15 protein-coding genes are annotated in these 16,472 nt (G+C 65.7%); 7 read left to right on the forward strand and 8 right to left on the reverse strand.

What is annotated here, in order from left to right:
• The first annotated feature begins 42 nt into the window (after positions 1–42).
• Entirely contained in the window at positions 43–918 is an 876-nt protein-coding gene (locus tag NR187_RS02690) for a UTP--glucose-1-phosphate uridylyltransferase (protein ID WP_256805659.1), read from the forward strand.
• Positions 919–996: 78 nt separating this feature from the next.
• On the opposite strand, the gene NR187_RS02695 is transcribed toward NR187_RS02690, so the two are convergent.
• Positions 997–2,493: a diguanylate cyclase gene (locus NR187_RS02695; RefSeq protein WP_211382119.1), complete on the reverse strand. Its 1,497-nt coding sequence runs from the start codon at positions 2,491–2,493 to the stop codon at positions 997–999.
• Positions 2,494–2,634: 141 nt separating this feature from the next.
• On the opposite strand from NR187_RS02695, the gene NR187_RS02700 reads away from it, so the two are divergent.
• The gene (locus tag NR187_RS02700) at positions 2,635–2,898 is read left to right on the forward strand and encodes a hypothetical protein (RefSeq protein WP_256805661.1); all 264 of its coding nucleotides are present in this window, start codon (positions 2,635–2,637) and stop codon (positions 2,896–2,898) included.
• Between the two features lie 177 nt (positions 2,899–3,075).
• On the opposite strand, the gene NR187_RS02705 is transcribed toward NR187_RS02700, so the two are convergent.
• Positions 3,076–5,952, reverse strand: a complete 2,877-nt coding sequence (locus tag NR187_RS02705) for an EAL domain-containing protein (protein WP_211382121.1) — start codon at positions 5,950–5,952, stop codon at positions 3,076–3,078.
• 152 nt (positions 5,953–6,104) lie between these two features.
• Entirely contained in the window at positions 6,105–7,103 is a 999-nt protein-coding gene (locus tag NR187_RS02710; RefSeq protein WP_256805662.1) for an NAD(P)H-quinone oxidoreductase, read from the reverse strand.
• 111 nt (positions 7,104–7,214) lie between these two features.
• On the opposite strand from NR187_RS02710, the gene NR187_RS02715 reads away from it, so the two are divergent.
• Positions 7,215–7,406: a DUF1192 domain-containing protein gene (locus tag NR187_RS02715; protein ID WP_211382123.1), complete on the forward strand. Its 192-nt coding sequence runs from the start codon at positions 7,215–7,217 to the stop codon at positions 7,404–7,406.
• Positions 7,407–7,972: 566 nt separating this feature from the next.
• On the forward strand, positions 7,973–8,482 hold the full coding sequence (locus NR187_RS02720) for a DUF1465 family protein (protein WP_211382124.1): 510 nt from the start codon (positions 7,973–7,975) through the stop codon (positions 8,480–8,482).
• A 162-nt stretch (positions 8,483–8,644) separates the two neighbouring features.
• Here the strand turns inward: NR187_RS02720 and rpmE are convergent, their stop codons facing one another.
• Complete coding sequence (gene rpmE / locus NR187_RS02725) at positions 8,645–8,872, reverse strand: 50S ribosomal protein L31 (protein WP_027530154.1); 228 nt, start codon at positions 8,870–8,872, stop codon at positions 8,645–8,647.
• Between the two features lie 206 nt (positions 8,873–9,078).
• On the opposite strand from rpmE, the gene NR187_RS02730 reads away from it, so the two are divergent.
• Complete coding sequence (locus tag NR187_RS02730; protein WP_211382125.1) at positions 9,079–10,905, forward strand: ABC transporter ATP-binding protein/permease; 1,827 nt, start codon at positions 9,079–9,081, stop codon at positions 10,903–10,905.
• A gap of 117 nt (positions 10,906–11,022) precedes the next feature.
• Here the strand turns inward: NR187_RS02730 and NR187_RS02735 are convergent, their stop codons facing one another.
• The 4 genes from NR187_RS02735 to NR187_RS02750 all read right to left on the reverse strand — a co-directional run bounded on the left by NR187_RS02735 (position 11,023) and on the right by NR187_RS02750 (position 13,819).
• Positions 11,023–11,247 (reverse strand): hypothetical protein, encoded by a 225-nt coding sequence (locus tag NR187_RS02735; RefSeq protein WP_211382126.1) that lies wholly within the window; start codon positions 11,245–11,247, stop codon positions 11,023–11,025.
• Between the two features lie 70 nt (positions 11,248–11,317).
• Positions 11,318–11,764, reverse strand: a complete 447-nt coding sequence (locus tag NR187_RS02740) for a GNAT family N-acetyltransferase (protein ID WP_256805663.1) — start codon at positions 11,762–11,764, stop codon at positions 11,318–11,320.
• Positions 11,764–12,792, reverse strand: coding sequence for a peptidoglycan -binding protein (locus NR187_RS02745; RefSeq protein ID WP_211382128.1), 1,029 nt, complete (start codon positions 12,790–12,792; stop codon positions 11,764–11,766). The genes NR187_RS02740 and NR187_RS02745 overlap by 1 nt, the downstream gene beginning before the upstream one ends.
• Before the next feature lie 4 nt (positions 12,793–12,796).
• On the reverse strand, positions 12,797–13,819 hold the full coding sequence (locus tag NR187_RS02750) for a flagellar motor protein MotA (RefSeq protein ID WP_211382129.1): 1,023 nt from the start codon (positions 13,817–13,819) through the stop codon (positions 12,797–12,799).
• A gap of 210 nt (positions 13,820–14,029) precedes the next feature.
• Here NR187_RS02750 and NR187_RS02755 point away from each other — a divergent pair, with 210 nt between their 5' ends.
• A complete protein-coding gene (locus tag NR187_RS02755; protein ID WP_256805664.1) occupies positions 14,030–15,049 on the forward strand; it encodes a cyclopropane-fatty-acyl-phospholipid synthase family protein in 1,020 nt (339 codons plus the stop codon).
• A 229-nt stretch (positions 15,050–15,278) separates the two neighbouring features.
• Positions 15,279–16,472, forward strand: coding sequence for an efflux RND transporter periplasmic adaptor subunit (locus tag NR187_RS02760; protein WP_211382131.1), 1,194 nt, complete (start codon positions 15,279–15,281; stop codon positions 16,470–16,472).

Genomic DNA, 16,472 nt, shown 5'->3' on the forward strand with positions numbered 1-16,472 from the left:
CAAGATGCCATTGCTCCCTTCCTCAGGTATTCGATCGATCCCATGAAAATTCGCAAAGCCGTGTTCCCTGTCGCCGGCCTCGGCACCCGCGTCCTGCCCGCCACCAAGGCGATGCCGAAAGAAATGCTGACCATCGTCGACAAGCCGCTGATCCAGTACGTCTATGACGAGGCGAAGGAGGCCGGCATCGAGCATTTCATCTTCGTCACCGGCCGCAACAAGAACGTCATCGAAGATCATTTCGACAAGATGTACGAGCTCGACGCCACACTCGCCGCACGCGGCAAGAAGACCGAGCAGGAGATCCTGGCGCAGAACCAGCCGGAGGCCGGCGCCGTCAGCTTCACCCGCCAGCAGGCGCCGCTCGGTCTTGGTCATGCGGTCTGGTGCGCGCGCGACATCGTCGGCGACGAGCCGTTCGCGGTCGTGCTGCCGGACGAGCTCGTGCTCAACACGCCCGGCTGCCTGAAGCAGATGATCGAGACCGCGTCCGGGCTCGGCGAGAAATCCAACCTCATCGCGGTCGAGGCGGTGCCCGACCATCTCACCCATCAATACGGCATCTGCGGCGTCGGCAAGCGCACCGGCAAGATGTTCGAGGTCGACGGCATGGTCGAGAAGCCGGCCAAGGGCACCGCGCCCTCCAACCTCTCGATCACCGGCCGCTACATCCTGCAGCCGGAAATCTTCAAGATCCTGGAGACCCAGGAGCGCGGCGCCGGCGGCGAGATCCAGCTCACCGACGCCATGATCGGGCTGGCCAGGTCGCAGAAATTCTATGGCGTCGAATTCGAGGGCGAGCGCCATGATTGCGGCTCCAAGCCCGGCTTTCTCCGCGCCAACATCGCCTACGGCCTGAAGCGGCCGGAGCTGCGCGAGGGGCTGATCGCGGAGATGAAGAAGTATCTGGGAGAGTAGTGCTCGCTACATCCTCTCGTCATTGCGAGCGAAGCGAAGCAATCCAGAATGCATCCGCGGATGTGTCCGCGGAGAACCTCACGCCACCAGCGACAGCTTCGGCAGGGTCGCGATCACCGACTGGTTGCGGCCGCCGGCTTTCGCCGCATAGAGCGCCTTGTCGGCGGCGGCGACCAGGATCGGCCAGTCCGTGCCGCTCGCGGGAACGAAGCTGGCGACGCCGCAGGAAACCGTCGAACTGGTCTGGTCGTCGGACCAGCCCTGCACCTTGACGCGGATCGTCTCGGCGACCTTGAACGCGTCGGTGGCCGAAATGTTCGGCAGCAGCACGGCGAATTCCTCGCCGCCATAGCGCGCCGCGCAGTCGCCGGCGCGGCTCACCGAATCGGAAATGCAGATGGCGATGCCGACCAGCACCTGGTCGCCGGCCTGGTGGCCGAACGTGTCGTTGTAGGCCTTGAAGTGATCGGCGTCGATCATCAGCAGCGCGACCGGCGTCTTCTGGCGCATCGCGCGGCGCCATTCGACGTCGATGACCTGGTCGAACTTGCGGCGGTTCCTCAGTCCGGTGAGCGCGTCCGTCGTCGCCATCTCCTCGAGCTTGCGCTCGGCCTCGGCGCGCCGGCCGATCTCGCGGGCGAGCACCAGCGTCGAGGCCAGCATGAACAGGATCAGCGCCAGGACCACGGCACCGATGCGAACGGCTTCCTTCTGCCAGAGCTCGAACACGGCCGCCAGCGGCTTGCCCGCCACCACGAACAGCGGGCCGGAGCCAGTGCTGCGCACGTAGAGGCGCGGCGTCGCGTCCACCGGGCCTTGGCCCTCATAGGCTCCGCCGGCCTTGAGATTGTCGGCCTTCCAGCTTTGCAGCGCCGCGAGATTCTTGCCGATCACGTCGAGGTCGAACGGCCGCCGCATCATGATGGTGCGGTCGCGCTTGAGCACGGTGATGGTGTCACTGGGATCGAGGTTCAGCCGCTCGAACAATTCGTGGAAATAGCTGAAGCGGATCGAGCCGGCGACGACGCCCATGAAGCCGCCGTCGGCGTCGCCGATGCGCCGGCTCAGCACGATCGAATAGGCCCCCCGGAACAGCATGGGCCGGCTGATGAAGAGCCCGGCTTCGGGATTGTCGCGATGGACCTTGAAGTAGTCCTCCTCGCTCCGGTTCTCCGGCGAGGGATCGAGCGTGGAGGCATCGACGGTCAGCCTGCCCTCGGCGTCGAACACCTGGATCGCGCCGAAATGCCTCGCCGTCGTCGCATGGTCGAACAGGATCAGGTGGCGGATCGACTTCGAGACCGTGGCGAGCTCCGGCAGCAGCATGCCGCTGGCGACGGCCTTCAGGGACAAATCATAGATCTCGATGTTGCGGCTGATGTCGGAATCGATGGTCGTCGCCAGGTTCTCCAGCGTCTGGCGGGCAAGCGCCTCCTCGCCGCGGCGCATGTCGAGCATCACGTTGACGCAAATGGCGGAAAAGCCGATCACCGTCACCACGGACGAGATGATCAGCAGCTTCGCCGAAATCCGCCACGGCCGCCGGGCCATGGCGTCGCGCCATCCAGACAACATCGTTTGCTCCCGACATTAGTGGATGCGCCCGAAAGCTTGAGTAGTGTTTAAGGCGGGACGACGCTGCCGCAATGAGTTAAGAAACGGTTTATGAGACCCACGGTTTTAGGCAGTCTCATGCGAGCGGACGAGAGGACGGTTGTGAACGACTACGACGCCTTGCGCGATTATCTGATGCGGCAGAAGCAGGCGGAATTCGTGCTGACCTATGAACAGATCGAGGAGATCATCGGCGCGGCCCTGCCGCGCGCGGCGAATCGTGCCTCCTGGTGGGACAGCCTGCGCAGCCCCGACGTCCAGATGCCGCAGCGCGAAGCCTGCCTCGCCGCGGGCTTCGTGGCGATGCGGATGCCGGACGGCCAGAGCGTGCGGTTCACGAAGCGGAAGAGCGACCGGCGGCGGTGATATTGATGAGGTTCGCTCTTCCCCTCTCCTCGTGTGGGAGAGGGTGGCTCGCCGCGAACCGGCGAGACGCGTGAGGGGTCTCTCTCCGCAAGCCAGCCTCTAACCTCTGAATTTGCCGATACCCCCTCATCCGGCGCTTCGCGCCACCACAAGGGGAGAAGGGAAGAGAGAGCGAGGCTAGCTCGCTGCTTCCAGCCGCACTTCCGTCAGCAGGCGCATCGCGGCGTCCGCGTCCATCGGCTCGCCGAAGGCGAAGCCCTGCGCGTATTCGCAGCCCATCTGGTAGAGCTCGACCGCGTCGGAATCGGTCTCGGCGCCTTCGGCCACCACGTCCATGCCGAGGTCGTGCGCGAGCGCGATGATCGACTTCAGGATCACCGGACGGGTGCCGCGGTTGGTGGTGCGCACGAACGACTGGTCGATCTTGATGGTGTCGAACGGGAAGCGCTGGAGATAGGCCAGCGAGGAGTGGCCGGTGCCGAAATCGTCGAGCGACAGGCCGGTGCCGAGCTCGCGGATGCGCGTCAGCATCTGCGCTGCATGCTCCGGATTCTCCATCACCAGCGATTCGGTCAATTCGAGCTTGAGCGTGCCGCGCGCCACCGAGGAGCGCGACAGCACGGTGCGGATGTCGTGGATCAGATCGTGGCGCAGCAATTGCCGCGAGGAGACGTTGACGGAGGCGAAGATCGGCTCGCGCGAGCGCATCGCGCGCTGCCAGATCGAGAGCTGCTTGGCGGTCTGGTCGAGCACGAACATGCCGAGGTCGACGATCAGGCCGGTCTCCTCCGCGATGGTGATGAATTCCGACGGTGCCATGCGCCCGAGCTTGGGATGATCCCAGCGGCACAGCGCCTCGAAACCGGCGATCGAGCGATCCTCCAGCCGCACGATCGGCTGGTACAGGATCGTGAGCTCCTGCCGCTCGATGGCGCGGCGCAGTTCGCTCTCCAGCGTCAGCCGGTCGGTCTTGCGCGCGCGCATCGCCGGCTTGTAGACGTCGATGCGGTCGCCGCCGATGCGCTTGGAATGATACATCGCCAGCTCGGCGTCCTTGATGATCTCGTCCGTGAGCTGAACCTGCGGATCGGACAAGGCCAGGCCGATCGAGGCCGTGAGAAAGATCTCGCGGTCGTTGAAGGCGATCGGCGCGCGGATGGTCTTGCGGATGGTTTCGGCGAAGGCGGTGATGCGGGCCGGGTCCTGTTCCGACAGCAGGATCAGGCCGAACTGGTCGCCGGCCATCCGCGCCAGCGTGTCCTGCGGCTTCAGGATGCGGGTGAGGCGGCGGGCGAGCGTCAGCAGGATCGAATCGCCGACCGCGATGCCGACGGAATCGTTGACCTGCTTGAAGCGGTCGAGGTCGATCACCATCAGCGTCGGCCGCAGCGTCGGCATGGTCTTGGCGAAATGCGCGACCGCACCCAGCCGGTCCATGAACAGCTTGCGGTTGGGCAGGCCGGTGAGGTTGTCATGCACGGAATCGTGCAGCAGGCGCTCCTCGGCATTGCGCAGCTCGGTGACGTCGGTGAGGGTGCCGACCACGCGCGAAACCTCGCCGTCGGAGCCGACCACCGGGCGCGCCTTCAGCGCGAACCACATGAAGTGACCGTCCGGCGTGCGCAGGCGGAAATCCTGCACCAGGCGGCCGCGGCGCTGGTCGAGCACGCTGTCGAGCGCGGCGCGGAAGCGGTCCTGGTCGAGCGGATGCAGCACTTCGAGCCATGAGGCCGCCGGGCCTTCCAGCGTGCCGCGCTTGAGGCCGAGCAGGGCCTCGGTCTCGGGACTGGTGAAAACCTTGTCGGCGGAAACGTCCCAGTCCCAGATCAGGTCGCCGGAGCCGGCCAGCGCCAGCGCCCGCCGCTCGATGTCGGAGACGACGCCCGTCGTGGCGCCGCCGCCGGCAAAGGCGTGCTGCATCACCGTGAAGCCGATCAGCATCACGATCAGCACGAGGCCACCGAGCAGGGCAGGGCCGACGATATCGTTGGTGACGGAACCGGCGACCGTCATGCCGGCCGCGATCACCCAGACCACCAGCAGGAACCAGGTCGGGATCAGCAGCACGGCGCGGTCGAAGCCGTGGGTCGACAGGTAGACGATCAGCGCGAAGCCGGCGAAGGCGATCAGCACCAGCGAGATGCGCGCGATGCCGGAGGCGACGGCCGGATCGAACAAGGCGAGCGCGACCAGGGAGCCCAGGAAGGCGAGCCAGCCCACTGTGATATGGGAATAGCGCACGTGCCATCGACTGAGGTTGAGATAGGCGAACAGGAACACCAGCAGCGTTGCCGCCAGGATCGCTTCACCTGCCGCGCGCCAGATGCGCTCGGCGTTGTTCGACATGTCGAGCACCTTGCCCCAGAAGCCGAAATCGACGCCGATATAGACCAGCACGGCCCAGGCCAGCGCCGCGGCCGCCGGGAACATGATGCTTCCCTTGACCACGAACAAGATGGTGAGCACGAGGGCGAGAAGCCCGGAGATGCCGATCACGATGCCCTGGTACAGCGTGAAGGAGTTGACCTTGTCCTTGTAGGCTTCCGGTTCCCACAGATAGAGCTGCGGCAGCTTGTCGGTGCGCAGCTCGGCGACGAAGGTGATGACGGCGCCGGGGTCGAGCGTGACGCGGAACACGTCGGCGGTCGGGCTCTCCTGCCGCTCCGGCCGGTCGCCGGTCGAGGGCGTGATGGTAGCGATGCGCGACAGCCCGAGATCCGGCCACAGCAGGCCCGAGGACACGATGCGGTAATGCGGGGCGACGATCAGGCGGTCGAGCTGGTCGTCGGTGTTGTTGGCGAGCGCGAACACCACCCAGTTCTGGCCGCCCTCGCGGGCGCGCACCTCGATGCGGCGGACGATGCCGTCGGTGCCGGGCGCGGTGGAGACCTGGATGCGGTCGGCATCGCTGCGCTGGTGCTCGAGCACGCCGGTGAGGTCGATCGCGGGCGCGTCACCGCGGACGCTGACAGCGTCGAGCGCGCGCGCCGGGGACGCGGCGACGAGAATCATGAGGCCCAGCGCGATGGGCGCGAGGCACCTGATCAGACGCAAGGTCAGTTCTCCGCGTTCGACGCAAACTTTGAATGCAAGGCTGGCACGTAAAGACGATTCAGACCGGACGGAATGGGTTCGGTGCGTCGCGATAGATGCCACGAAAGCGAGGAAAATCAAAGGGTTTCCGCCTGCGCCTGTGGGCCAGCGGCCTAGACCTCCAACACAATTTTGCCAATATGTGCGCTCGTCTCCATGCGGCGGTGCGCATCGGATGCCTTTTCAAGCGGGAAAGCGCTGTCCATCAACGGTTTGACGCGGCCTTCGCGCAAAAGCGGCATCACTTTCGCCTCGATCGCGGCCACCATTGCCGCCTTGTCCGCATTAGTACGGGGGCGCAGCGTCGAGCCGGTATGGGTCAAGCGCTTGACCATCACCCTGGCGATGTTGACGCTGACCTTGGGCCCGTTGAGGGTTGCGATCTGCACGATGCGGCCGTCGACCGCGGCGGCGTCATAATTGCGGTCGACATACTCGCCGGCGACCATGTCGAGGATCAGATTGACGCCGGTGTTGTTCGTCTCCGCCTTCACCACGGCGACGAAGTCCTCGGTCTTGTAGTTGATGGCGCGATCGGCCCCGAGCTTGAGGCAGGCATCGATCTTGTCCTGCGATCCCACCGTGACGAACACCTTCGCGCCGAATGCCTTGGCGAGCTGGATTGCCATGGTGCCGATGCCCGAGGAGCCGCCATGGATCAGCAGCGTCTCGCCGGCCTTCAGGCCACCGCGCTCGAACACATTGTGCCAGACCGTCATCAGGGTTTCCGGCAGCGCACCGGCTTCCTTGATCGACAGCGACGGCGGCACGCTCATCGCATGGCCGTCCTGCGCGATGCAGTACTGCGCATAACCGCCGCCGGCGACGAGCGACATCACCTTGTCGCCGATCTTGTGCCGCTTGGCGTTGCTGCCGACCGCGACCACTTCACCGGCGATCTCGAGGCCCGGCAGATCGCTGGCGCCGGGCGGCGGCGGATAGGCGCCGGAGCGCTGCGCGACGTCGGGCCGGTTGACGCCGGCGGCCTGCACCTTGACCAGGATCTCGTCCGGGCCGGGCTGCGGCACGGCGCGTTGTTCCGGCACCAGCACCTCCGGTCCGCCGGGCTTGGAGATGGCGACCACGGTCATTTGCGCGGGCAGCTTGTCCATGATGTGTCCTTGAGCAAAGGTGCAGAATGCAACGAGGCCATTGCTTAGCCAGCGCGGCGCAGGCTGGCAACCGCCTCAACAAGGTCCCGCGCGAGCGCAGGAGGAACGAGGATGGCGACGGAAGACGACGACCGCCCGCGCAAGAAGATCAGCCACGAGATCGGACAGGATCTCTCACTGTTGTCGGTCGAGGAACTGACCGAGCGCGTCGGGTTACTCAAGACCGAGATTGCAAGGCTGGAAGAAGCCGCCGCCAAGAAGCGCGCCTCGCGCGATGCGGCCAACAGCGTGTTCAAGTCGTAGGACTCGCGTGTCCCGGACGAGCAGCGTCGCACTCCCTCCACGTCATTCCGGGGCGGCGCGGTAGCGCCGAGGCCGGAATCCATAACCACACGCCGTTGAAACGGGCAGGCTGACAGAGGCGGGCCATTCCATCCGCTTGTGGTTATGGATTCCGGGCTCGCGACTTCGTCGCGCCCCGGAATGACGGCCGAGAGGAAACACCATGGCAAGCCACTCGGCCATTGACCGACATGGCTAACGAACTCTCAAAAAATTTGCGCGTTTACTTCACATTAAGCTTTCGGGTTTATGACTGGAACTGTCCTCGTTTGGACACCGAGTGGCTCCTGTCCACTCTGTTTGACGCCTCCCTGTTATCAACTTTAAAAGCCGCCGGTATTCCGGCGGCTCTTTTTTTGCGCCCACTCCGCTTTTTGCGTCTCGCCACGGTTGAACTCCGAGGAAAGACCCGCGGAAACCATATCCGCGCTTGTCGCTGGACTCGGCGTCCCGCCCGCGCAATGATTTGTTCATCATAAGCCGGCGCCAAGCCGGGCAGTTAGACAGTTGCGTAAGGGGCGTTAACCATGGAACGTTTGCAAGCCGACGGCGCTCTCGTTCAACTCAGCGAGCGGTTCACCAATTCTGCGGCGTTCGGCGTCCTGTTCCGCGAGGGCATGGACCTGGTCGAAGAGACCGCCGCCTATCTCGACGGCGCCGGCCGCAACGAAGCCAAGGCGCTCGACCGTGCCGTCAGCCTCACCTATGCGACCGAGAGCATGCGTCTCACCACCCGCCTGATGCAGCTCGCCTCGTGGCTGCTGCTGCACCGTGCGGTGAAGGAAGGCGAGATGACGCTGAGCCAGGCCAACCGCGAGAAGACCAAGGTCAAGCTCTCCGCCGCCGATCCCGGCCCCACGGATACCATCGAGAAGCTGCCCTTGCAGCTCCAGGAATTGATCAACCGCTCGATGAGCCTCCAGACCCGCGTGCGCCGTCTCGACACCACCATCCACACCCCGCCGGCGGATCACCTCGCGATCGGCAATCCGCTGGTGCCGCACCTCAACGCGCTGAAGGCCGCGTTCGAGCGGTAAGCCTCCCGTCATTGCGAGCGAAGCGAAGCAATCCAGAAATCCCTCCGCGGAGGGAGTCTGGATTGCTTCGTCGCAAGAGCTCCTCGCAATGACGAGACCTCCCAAAAACAAAAACGCCCCCGGTTCTCCGGGGGCGGTTTCGTCTCCGGCCTTGCGGCCGGATCAATCCTTTTTGAGGAAGCCCGAAAACTTCTTCTGGAAGCGCGAGACGCGGCCGCCGCGATCCATCAGCTGGGCGTTGCCGCCGGTCCAGGCCGGATGCGACTTCGGGTCGATGTCGAGGTTCAGCGTGTCGCCTTCCTTGCCCCAGGTCGAGCGGGTCAGGTACTCGGTTCCGTCGGTCATCACGACCTTAATCGTATGATAATCCGGGTGAATTTCGGCTTTCATGGCAATTCCTCGGCGCCCGGCGCCTCGCTTGAGTGGCTATCGAATGACGGATTTGGCGGCTCTATACCCCACGGGCCCCTGTAAAACAAGCCGTTGTGGGGACTTGAGAACCGGGCCGGCCCCTAAGGGACATCCCGGATTTGCCACTGCCGCTCGCCCGGCCTATCTGGAGCGGGCTTCTTCTTTTTCCTTTTGGTCGGGATCTCATGAGCGCAGTCGAACGGCTTGAAACCGGGCCCGCGGAAGCCCCATCGATCGAAGCCGAACTGATCGAGGCGCCGGCGAAGAGCCGCGCGAAGCTGCGGCCGCTGCTGGCGCTCGCGCCCTATGTCGCGCGCTATCGCGGCCGGGCGGCGCTTGCTTTCGTGGCGCTGACGATCGCTGCGCTGACGACGCTGCTGGTGCCGGTCGCGGTGCGCAGGATGATCGATTTCGGCCTGACGCCTGAAGGCATCGAGCTGATCAACAGCTACTTCTCGGTCATGATCGCGGTCGTCGCCGTGCTCGCGCTCGCAAGTGCCGCGCGCTACTACCTCGTGATGACGATCGGCGAGCGGATCGTCGCCGACCTCAGGCGCGACGTCTTCGCCCATCTGCTGTCGCTCTCGCCGGCGTTCTTCGATTCCGCGCGCAGCGGCGAGCTGATCTCCCGCCTCACGGCCGACACCACCCAGCTCAAATCCGCCGTCGGCGCCTCCGTGTCGATCGCGCTGCGCAACCTGATGATGTTCTTCGGCGCGGCGGCGATGATGGTGATCACCAGCCCGAAGCTGTCGGGCTTCGTGCTGCTGGCCATTCCCCTGATCGTGCTGCCGCTGGTCGCCTTCGGGCGCTGGGTGCGGCGTCTGTCGCGCAATGCGCAGGACACGCTCGCCGAGGCCTCCGCCTATGCCGGCGAACTGGTCGGCGCGATCCGCACCGTGCAGGCCTATACCAGCGAAGGGCTGGCTGCGAAGCGCTTCGGCGGCGAGGTCGAGCAGGCCTATGAGGCCGCGCGCACCTCGACCCAGGCGCGCGCGGTGCTGACCGCCATCATCATCTTCATCGTGTTCGCGAGCGTGGTCGCGATCCTCTGGATCGGTTCGCATGACGTGCTGAGCGGCGCGATCTCGCCGGGCCGGCTAGGCCAGTTCGTGCTCTATGCGGCCTTTGCCGCCGCCGGCCTCGGTCAGCTCAGCGAAGTCTGGGGCGAGGTCTCGGCGGCGTCCGGCGCTGCGGAGCGCTTGTTCGAGATCCTGCATGTGCAGCCCGACATCAAGGCGCCCGCGTCGCCGCGCGCGCTGCCGGTGCCGGCGCGGGGCGAGGTCGGCTTCGACCAGGTCAGCTTCGCCTATCCGGCGCGGGGCGATGTCAAAGTGCTCGACGCCGTGTCGTTCACCGTGCGCCCCGGCGAGAAGGTTGCGATCGTCGGCCCGTCCGGCGCCGGCAAGAGCACGATCTTTCATCTGCTGCTGCGCTTCTACGATCCGCGCAGCGGCGCGATCTCGCTCGACGGCGTGCCGGTCAAATCCGCCGATCCCCGTGATTTCCGGTCCCGCATCGCGCTGGTGCCGCAGGAATCGAACGTGTTCGCCGCGAGCGCCCGCGATAACATCCGCTTCGGCCGGCCCGATGCGACCGATGCCGAGGTCGAGCGCGCCGCCGAGCTCGCGCACGCTGCCGAGTTCATCCGCCGCCTGCCCGAAGGTTTCGACACCCCGCTCGGCGAGCGCGGCGTGACGCTGTCCGGCGGCCAGCGCCAGCGCATCGCGATCGCGCGCGCGATCCTGCGCGATGCGCCGCTGCTGCTGCTGGACGAAGCCACCTCCGCGCTCGATGCCGAAAGCGAGACGCTGGTGCAGACCGCGCTGGAAGAGCTGATGCGCCACCGCACCACGCTGGTGATCGCGCATCGCCTCGCCACCGTGCTGTCCTGCGACCGCATCCTGGTGATGGATCAGGGCAGGATCGTCGAGCAGGGCACGCATGCCGAGCTCGTCGCCGCGAACGGGCTCTATGCCAGGCTGGCGAGGCTGCAGTTCGAGGGGGCGTGAGGCGGCGCCTCATCCACGGATCCTAAACCGCGTCGCCGTCCGCGCAAGCCGTTGATCTCGTGGTCATCGGCTACTGTGCATGGGGTTGTTTTCGCAAATTCTGTTTTGGCCGTCCGATTATCGGCACTTCGGCGAAAGCGTCGGCACGTTCGGCCACGGCCAGTTCTTCCAGCTCCCGTCCTCACTGACGCAGGCCGTTGCGGCAGGGCTGCCCGGCGCCGGCTGGCTTGTCGTCTTGGCCGGCGGAGCGAGGCGCTGGTCGACATAGCTCGTCGACACATATCCGGCGACGATGACGCCGAGCAGGACCGAAGACCCCTTGGCCAGATCGCTCAGTTTCATCGCTCATCTCCATCCGCCTGCAATCGGCACAACGAATAGCGGGCGTGTTGGGATCCCGGCGTGACGGGAATCACGCCCGCCAGATCATCTTCAGCACCGGCCGGCCCGAGGTCGGGTTCACATCGTCGCCGGCCTGCCCAAAGCCGTTGCGCTCGTAGAAGCGGATGGCGCGGCTGTTGTCCTTGTTGACGAGCAGCGTGATGCCCGACGGCGACAGGCGTTTTGCCTCATCCACCAGCAGCCTTGCCGCGTCCGAGCCCCAGTGGTCCGGATCGACCACGAGCTGGTCGAGATAGCCGTCGCCGTCGATGGTGACGAAGCCGGTCAGCGTGCCGTCCGCTTCCGCGACCACGATCGAGGCCTTCGGCACCAGATCCTTGCGCCAGCGCTCGCGCCACCAGTCCAGCCGCGCGGCGAAGTCGATCTGCGGATAGGCCTGCTGCCAGGTGCGATGCCAGAGATCGATCGAGGCGGCCTCGTCCTCGGGACGGTAAGGGCGGAGGTGAAGCGCACTCACTACCGCTCCGTCAGCTTCAGCTCGATGCGGCGATTGCGCTTGTAGGCTTCCTCGGTGTTGGCGGTGTCGAGCGGCTGGAATTCGCCGAAGCCGGCCGCGACGAGGCGCTGGGCCGGCACGCCGAGCGAGATCAGGTACTGCACCACCGAGATCGAACGGGCGGCCGACAGGTCCCAGTTGGACTTGAAGTTGGGGCCGTTGACCGGGCGCACGTCGGTGTGGCCGTCGACGCGCAGCACCCAGGGGATCTCGTTCGGGATCTTCTTGTCGAGCTCGATCAGCGCGGTCGCCAAGGTGTCGAGCTCGGCGCGGCCTTCGGGCAGCAGCACCGCCTGTCCGGTGTCGAAGAACACCTCGGACTGGAACACGAAGCGGTCGCCGACGATGCGGATGTCGGGGCGGTTGCCGAGGATGGTGCGCAGGCGGCCGAAGAATTCCGAGCGGTAGCGCGACAATTCCTGCACGCGCTGCGCCAGCGCCACGTTCAGGCGGGAGCCGAGATCGGCAATGCGGTTCTGCGATTCCTTGTCGCGCTTCTCGGATGCATCGAGCGCCTCTTCCAGCGCCGCCAATTGCCGCCGTAGCGCGCTGATCTGCTGATTCAGCACCTCGATCTGCGCCAGCGCCCGGGCCGAAACCGCCTTCTCCGAATCCAGCGCCTTGCCGAGCTCGCTGGTCTTGCCCTGCGCGTCGTTGCCGGCGGCGGCGAGCCCGTCATAGAGGCCCTTGATGCGGTCGCGCTCGCTCTCGGCCGAAGCCAGTCCCGCCTTCAATTGCGAGACCTGGTCGTCGAGCGTGAGCTTGCCGAGCTTCTCCAGCGACAGCAGCTCGTTGAGCTGCGCGATCTTGGCGTTGAGCTGCTCCAGCGCCTTGTCCTTGCCGGTGACCTCCTGCGACAGGAAGAACTGCACGACCAGGAAGACCGACAGCAGGAACACGATCGACAGCACCAGCGTCGACAGCGCGTCGACGAAGCCGGGCCAGTAATTGAAGGAGGTATCGCCGCGGCGGCCGCGCGCCAGAGCCATGTCGCTAACCCTTCTCGGGCTGGCGCGCGATCCGCTCCAGGAGGCGCCGGATCTCGCGGTTCTGCTCGCCCTGGCCGTCGGCCCATTCGCGGATCATCTGCTGCTCGGTGCGCATGTGCGAGACCAGCGCCTGGATCGCTTCGGCGAGGCTCGCCATCGCCGCCGTGGTGCCGCGGCTGGCACTGCCTTCCTCGAGCACGGAGCGAAGCCGTTCGACGGCGGCCTGAAGCTCGCCGCTCGCAACTCCTCCGCCGCCACCGGCGGCGACGGCCACGTCGCCGCTGCCATATTCGCGCACGGTGGTGGCGAGCCAGTCTTCCAGGTCGGTGTAGAAGCGGTTCTGCGCCTGGCTCGATTGCAGGTCGAGGAAGCCGAGGATCAGCGAGCCGGCGAGACCGAACAGCGAGCTCGAGAACGAGATGCCCATGCCGCCGAGCGGGGCGGCGAGGCCCTCCTTCAGCGTGTCGAACAGGGCGCCGGAATCGCCCCCGACCTTGAGCCCGTCGATCACCTTGCCGACCGAGCCGACCGTCTCGATCAGGCCCCAGAAGGTGCCGAGCAGACCGAGGAAGACCAACAGGCCGGTCATGTAGCGGGAGATGTCGCGGGCTTCGTCCAGGCGGGTCGCGATCGAATCGAGCAGGTGCCGCATGGTGGTCTGGGTGATGGTCATCCGCCCGGTGCGCTCGCCGCCGAGAATCATCGCCATCGGGGCCAGCAGCTTGGGGTGGCGGGCGGGGGCGAGGCCGGGATCGGCGATGCGGAAATTGTTGACCCAGGAGACCTCGGGATAGAGCCGGATCACCTGGCGGAAGGCCAGGATGATGCCGATGAACAGGACGCCGCCGATCAGGGCATTGAGCCCGGGATTGGCGAAGAAGGCCTGGATGATCTGCTTGTAGAGCACCACGCCCACCAGGGTGCACAGCACCAGGAAGACCAGCATCCGCACCAGGAAAACGCTGGGTGAGGAGAGCTTGGTGTATTCGATGTCCATGGGGGAGCGGGGCGAGGCGCCTGACGGCATGGGCGGTATCATCCGTTACGAACTTGCTTGCGGGCGCACTATGGCACAGCGCCGGGCCAAAAAAAGCGCCGGATGTGCGGATTTCAGGGGGAGGCGCGGAACCCAATGCTGAAACCGCGCTTTGATACCTGCGTATTCTGCAGAACTTCGTCATTCCACCGGCTAGGCTCGGATTTTTGGACCCCTGCCGCCCAGAGACAGGTTGGTTGCATGAGCGTCGTTTCCGCGATCATGGGGACTGCCGAACGCGTGCCGCTGCCGGATGTGGTGATCCGCGCCGCGATCCAGCGCCTGTGCTCGCGCACGGCCACGCGCCTGTCCGCGCTGGGCGCGGCCGACGATGCCGCCTTTGCCGGGCGGCTGATGCTGCGGCCGATCGCCGAGGACGCGGATGCCGGACCTGACGATGTGCCCGCGGCGTTCTTTGCAAAGGTGCTCGGTCCCAACCGCAAATACTCCTCCTGCTTCTACAAGACCAACGCGACCACCTTGCGGGAGGCGGAGGAGGAGGCGTTGCGCCAGACCGTCGAGCATGCCGCACTCGCCGACGGTCAGACCATCCTCGAGCTCGGCTGCGGCTGGGGCTCGCTGTCGCTCTGGACCGCGCGCCGGTTTCCGCACGCGAAGGTGACGGCGGTAACGAACTCGCAGGCGCAGCGCGCCTATGTCGAGGAGGAGGCACGGCTGCGCGGTCTCATCAACCTGCGCGTGGTCACCGCGGACATGAACGTGTTCGCGCCCGAGGGCCAGTTCGACCGCATCGTCTCGGTCGAGACGTTCGAGCACATGTTGAACTGGCGCAAGCTGATGACGCGCGTGCGGTCATGGCTCGCGCCCGAGGGGCGCTTCTTCATGCACATCGTCGCCCATCGCTCCGGCTCCCATCTGTTCGACCGCGCCAATCGCGACGACTGGATCGCGCAGCATGTCTTCACGAGCGGGTTGATGCCGAGCCATCACCTCGTCAGGCAATTCGAGGACATCTTCACGGTCGAGAAGGAATGGTGCTGGAGCGGTACGCATTATCAGCGCACCGCCAACCACTGGCTTGCCAATTTCGACGCGCATCGCGAAACCATCGAGGCGGCCTTGCGGAACGTCCACGGCGAGCAGACCGGCCTGTGGATGCGGCGCTGGCGCTGGCTCTTCCTCGCGACCGCGGGCCTGTTCGGCTACGCCGATGGAACCGAGTGGGGCGTCAGCCAGTACCGGATGAAAGCCGCCGGGTAATTGCGATCTTCTGTCGCAGCACGCGCCGATGGAATCGGACTCACAATCGGGTGAGACATAAAAAACGCCCTGACTTCAACACGATAGGCCGTGTGACATTGAGCCGCCCGCAACATGCGTTGCGTTGCAGCAAGTCCCTTCTATTTTGACGGCATCAGCCGCGTGCGATTGCCCAGAACGGGCCTCGCGGAGTGAGTTCAGTTTCAACAACATCGGGGCACCCCATTTCATGTCAGGACTTCGCGCGCGATCGGCATGCGTTGCAATGATGCTCGCGGCCCTTTCGCCGCTGCTCGCGGGCTGCGATGAATCGAGCTCGGCCATCTCGGCCTATCAGCCGGCTCATCCCGACGTCAGCATTGTCATCGTCAAGCCGCAGCCGCGCGCCGTGGTGCGCGAGCTGCCGGGCCGCATCGCACCGACGCGGGTCTCCGATGTGCGGCCGCGTATCTCCGGCATCGTGGTCGAGCGTCTGTTCCGCCAGGGCAGCGAGGTGAAGGCCGGCGATCCACTGTATCGCATCGATCCGCGTCCGTTCGAGGTCGAGGTGATGGCCAACGAGGCCGCGCTCGCCAAGGCCGAGGCCGCATTGATGCAGGCCAAGCAGCAGGCGCACCGTATCGCGACGCTCACCAGCCAGCGCGCCGCGCCCGAGGCCGAGAACGAGAAGGCGGTCGCGGCGGAGCGCCAGGCTCATGCCGAGGTCGAGGGACGCAAGGCGGACCTCGCGCGCGCCAAGCTCAATCTCGACTACGCCACCGTGCGTGCGCCGATCGACGGTGTCGTCGGTGCGGCTCTGGTCAGCGAGGGCGCGCTCGCGGTCCAGAACGAGACCAATCTTGCCACCATCCAGCAGCTCGATCCGATCTATGCCGACTTCACCCAGTCGGTGAACGAGCTCAACCAGCTCCGCCGCGCCTTCGAGAGCGGCGACCTCGAACGCATCGCCGCCGATGCTGCCAAGGTGCGCCTCGTGCTCGACGACAACACCATTTACTCGCTCGACGGCAAGCTGTTGTTCTCCGAGGCCAAGGTCGACGCCCACACCGGCCAGGTGACGCTGCGCGGCGAATTCCCCAATCCCAAGCGTGAGCTGCTGCCGGGCATGTATGTCCGCGTCCGCATCGACCAGGGTCTTGATTCGGACGCCATCGCGGTGCCGCAGCAGGCGATCCAGCGCAATGGCGGCGGGGGCAGCGAGGTGTTCGTCGTCAAGGACGACAGCCACATCGCGGTGCAGCCGGTGCGCACCGGCTCGGTGCAGGACGGCGTTTGGTTCGTCACCGAGGGTCTGAAGGCCGGCGACAAGGTCGTGGTAGAAGGTTTCCAGAAATTTGCCGCCGGCGACAAAGTCAAGCCGCAATCCTGGTCGGAGGCGGATGCGACCGCGGACAACCGGCACGCCCAGAAGCTCACGCGGTAA

The sequence above is a fragment of the Bradyrhizobium sp. Bra64 genome (assembly GCF_024519875.1).
Classification (GTDB): Bacteria; Pseudomonadota; Alphaproteobacteria; order Rhizobiales; family Xanthobacteraceae; genus Bradyrhizobium; species Bradyrhizobium japonicum_G.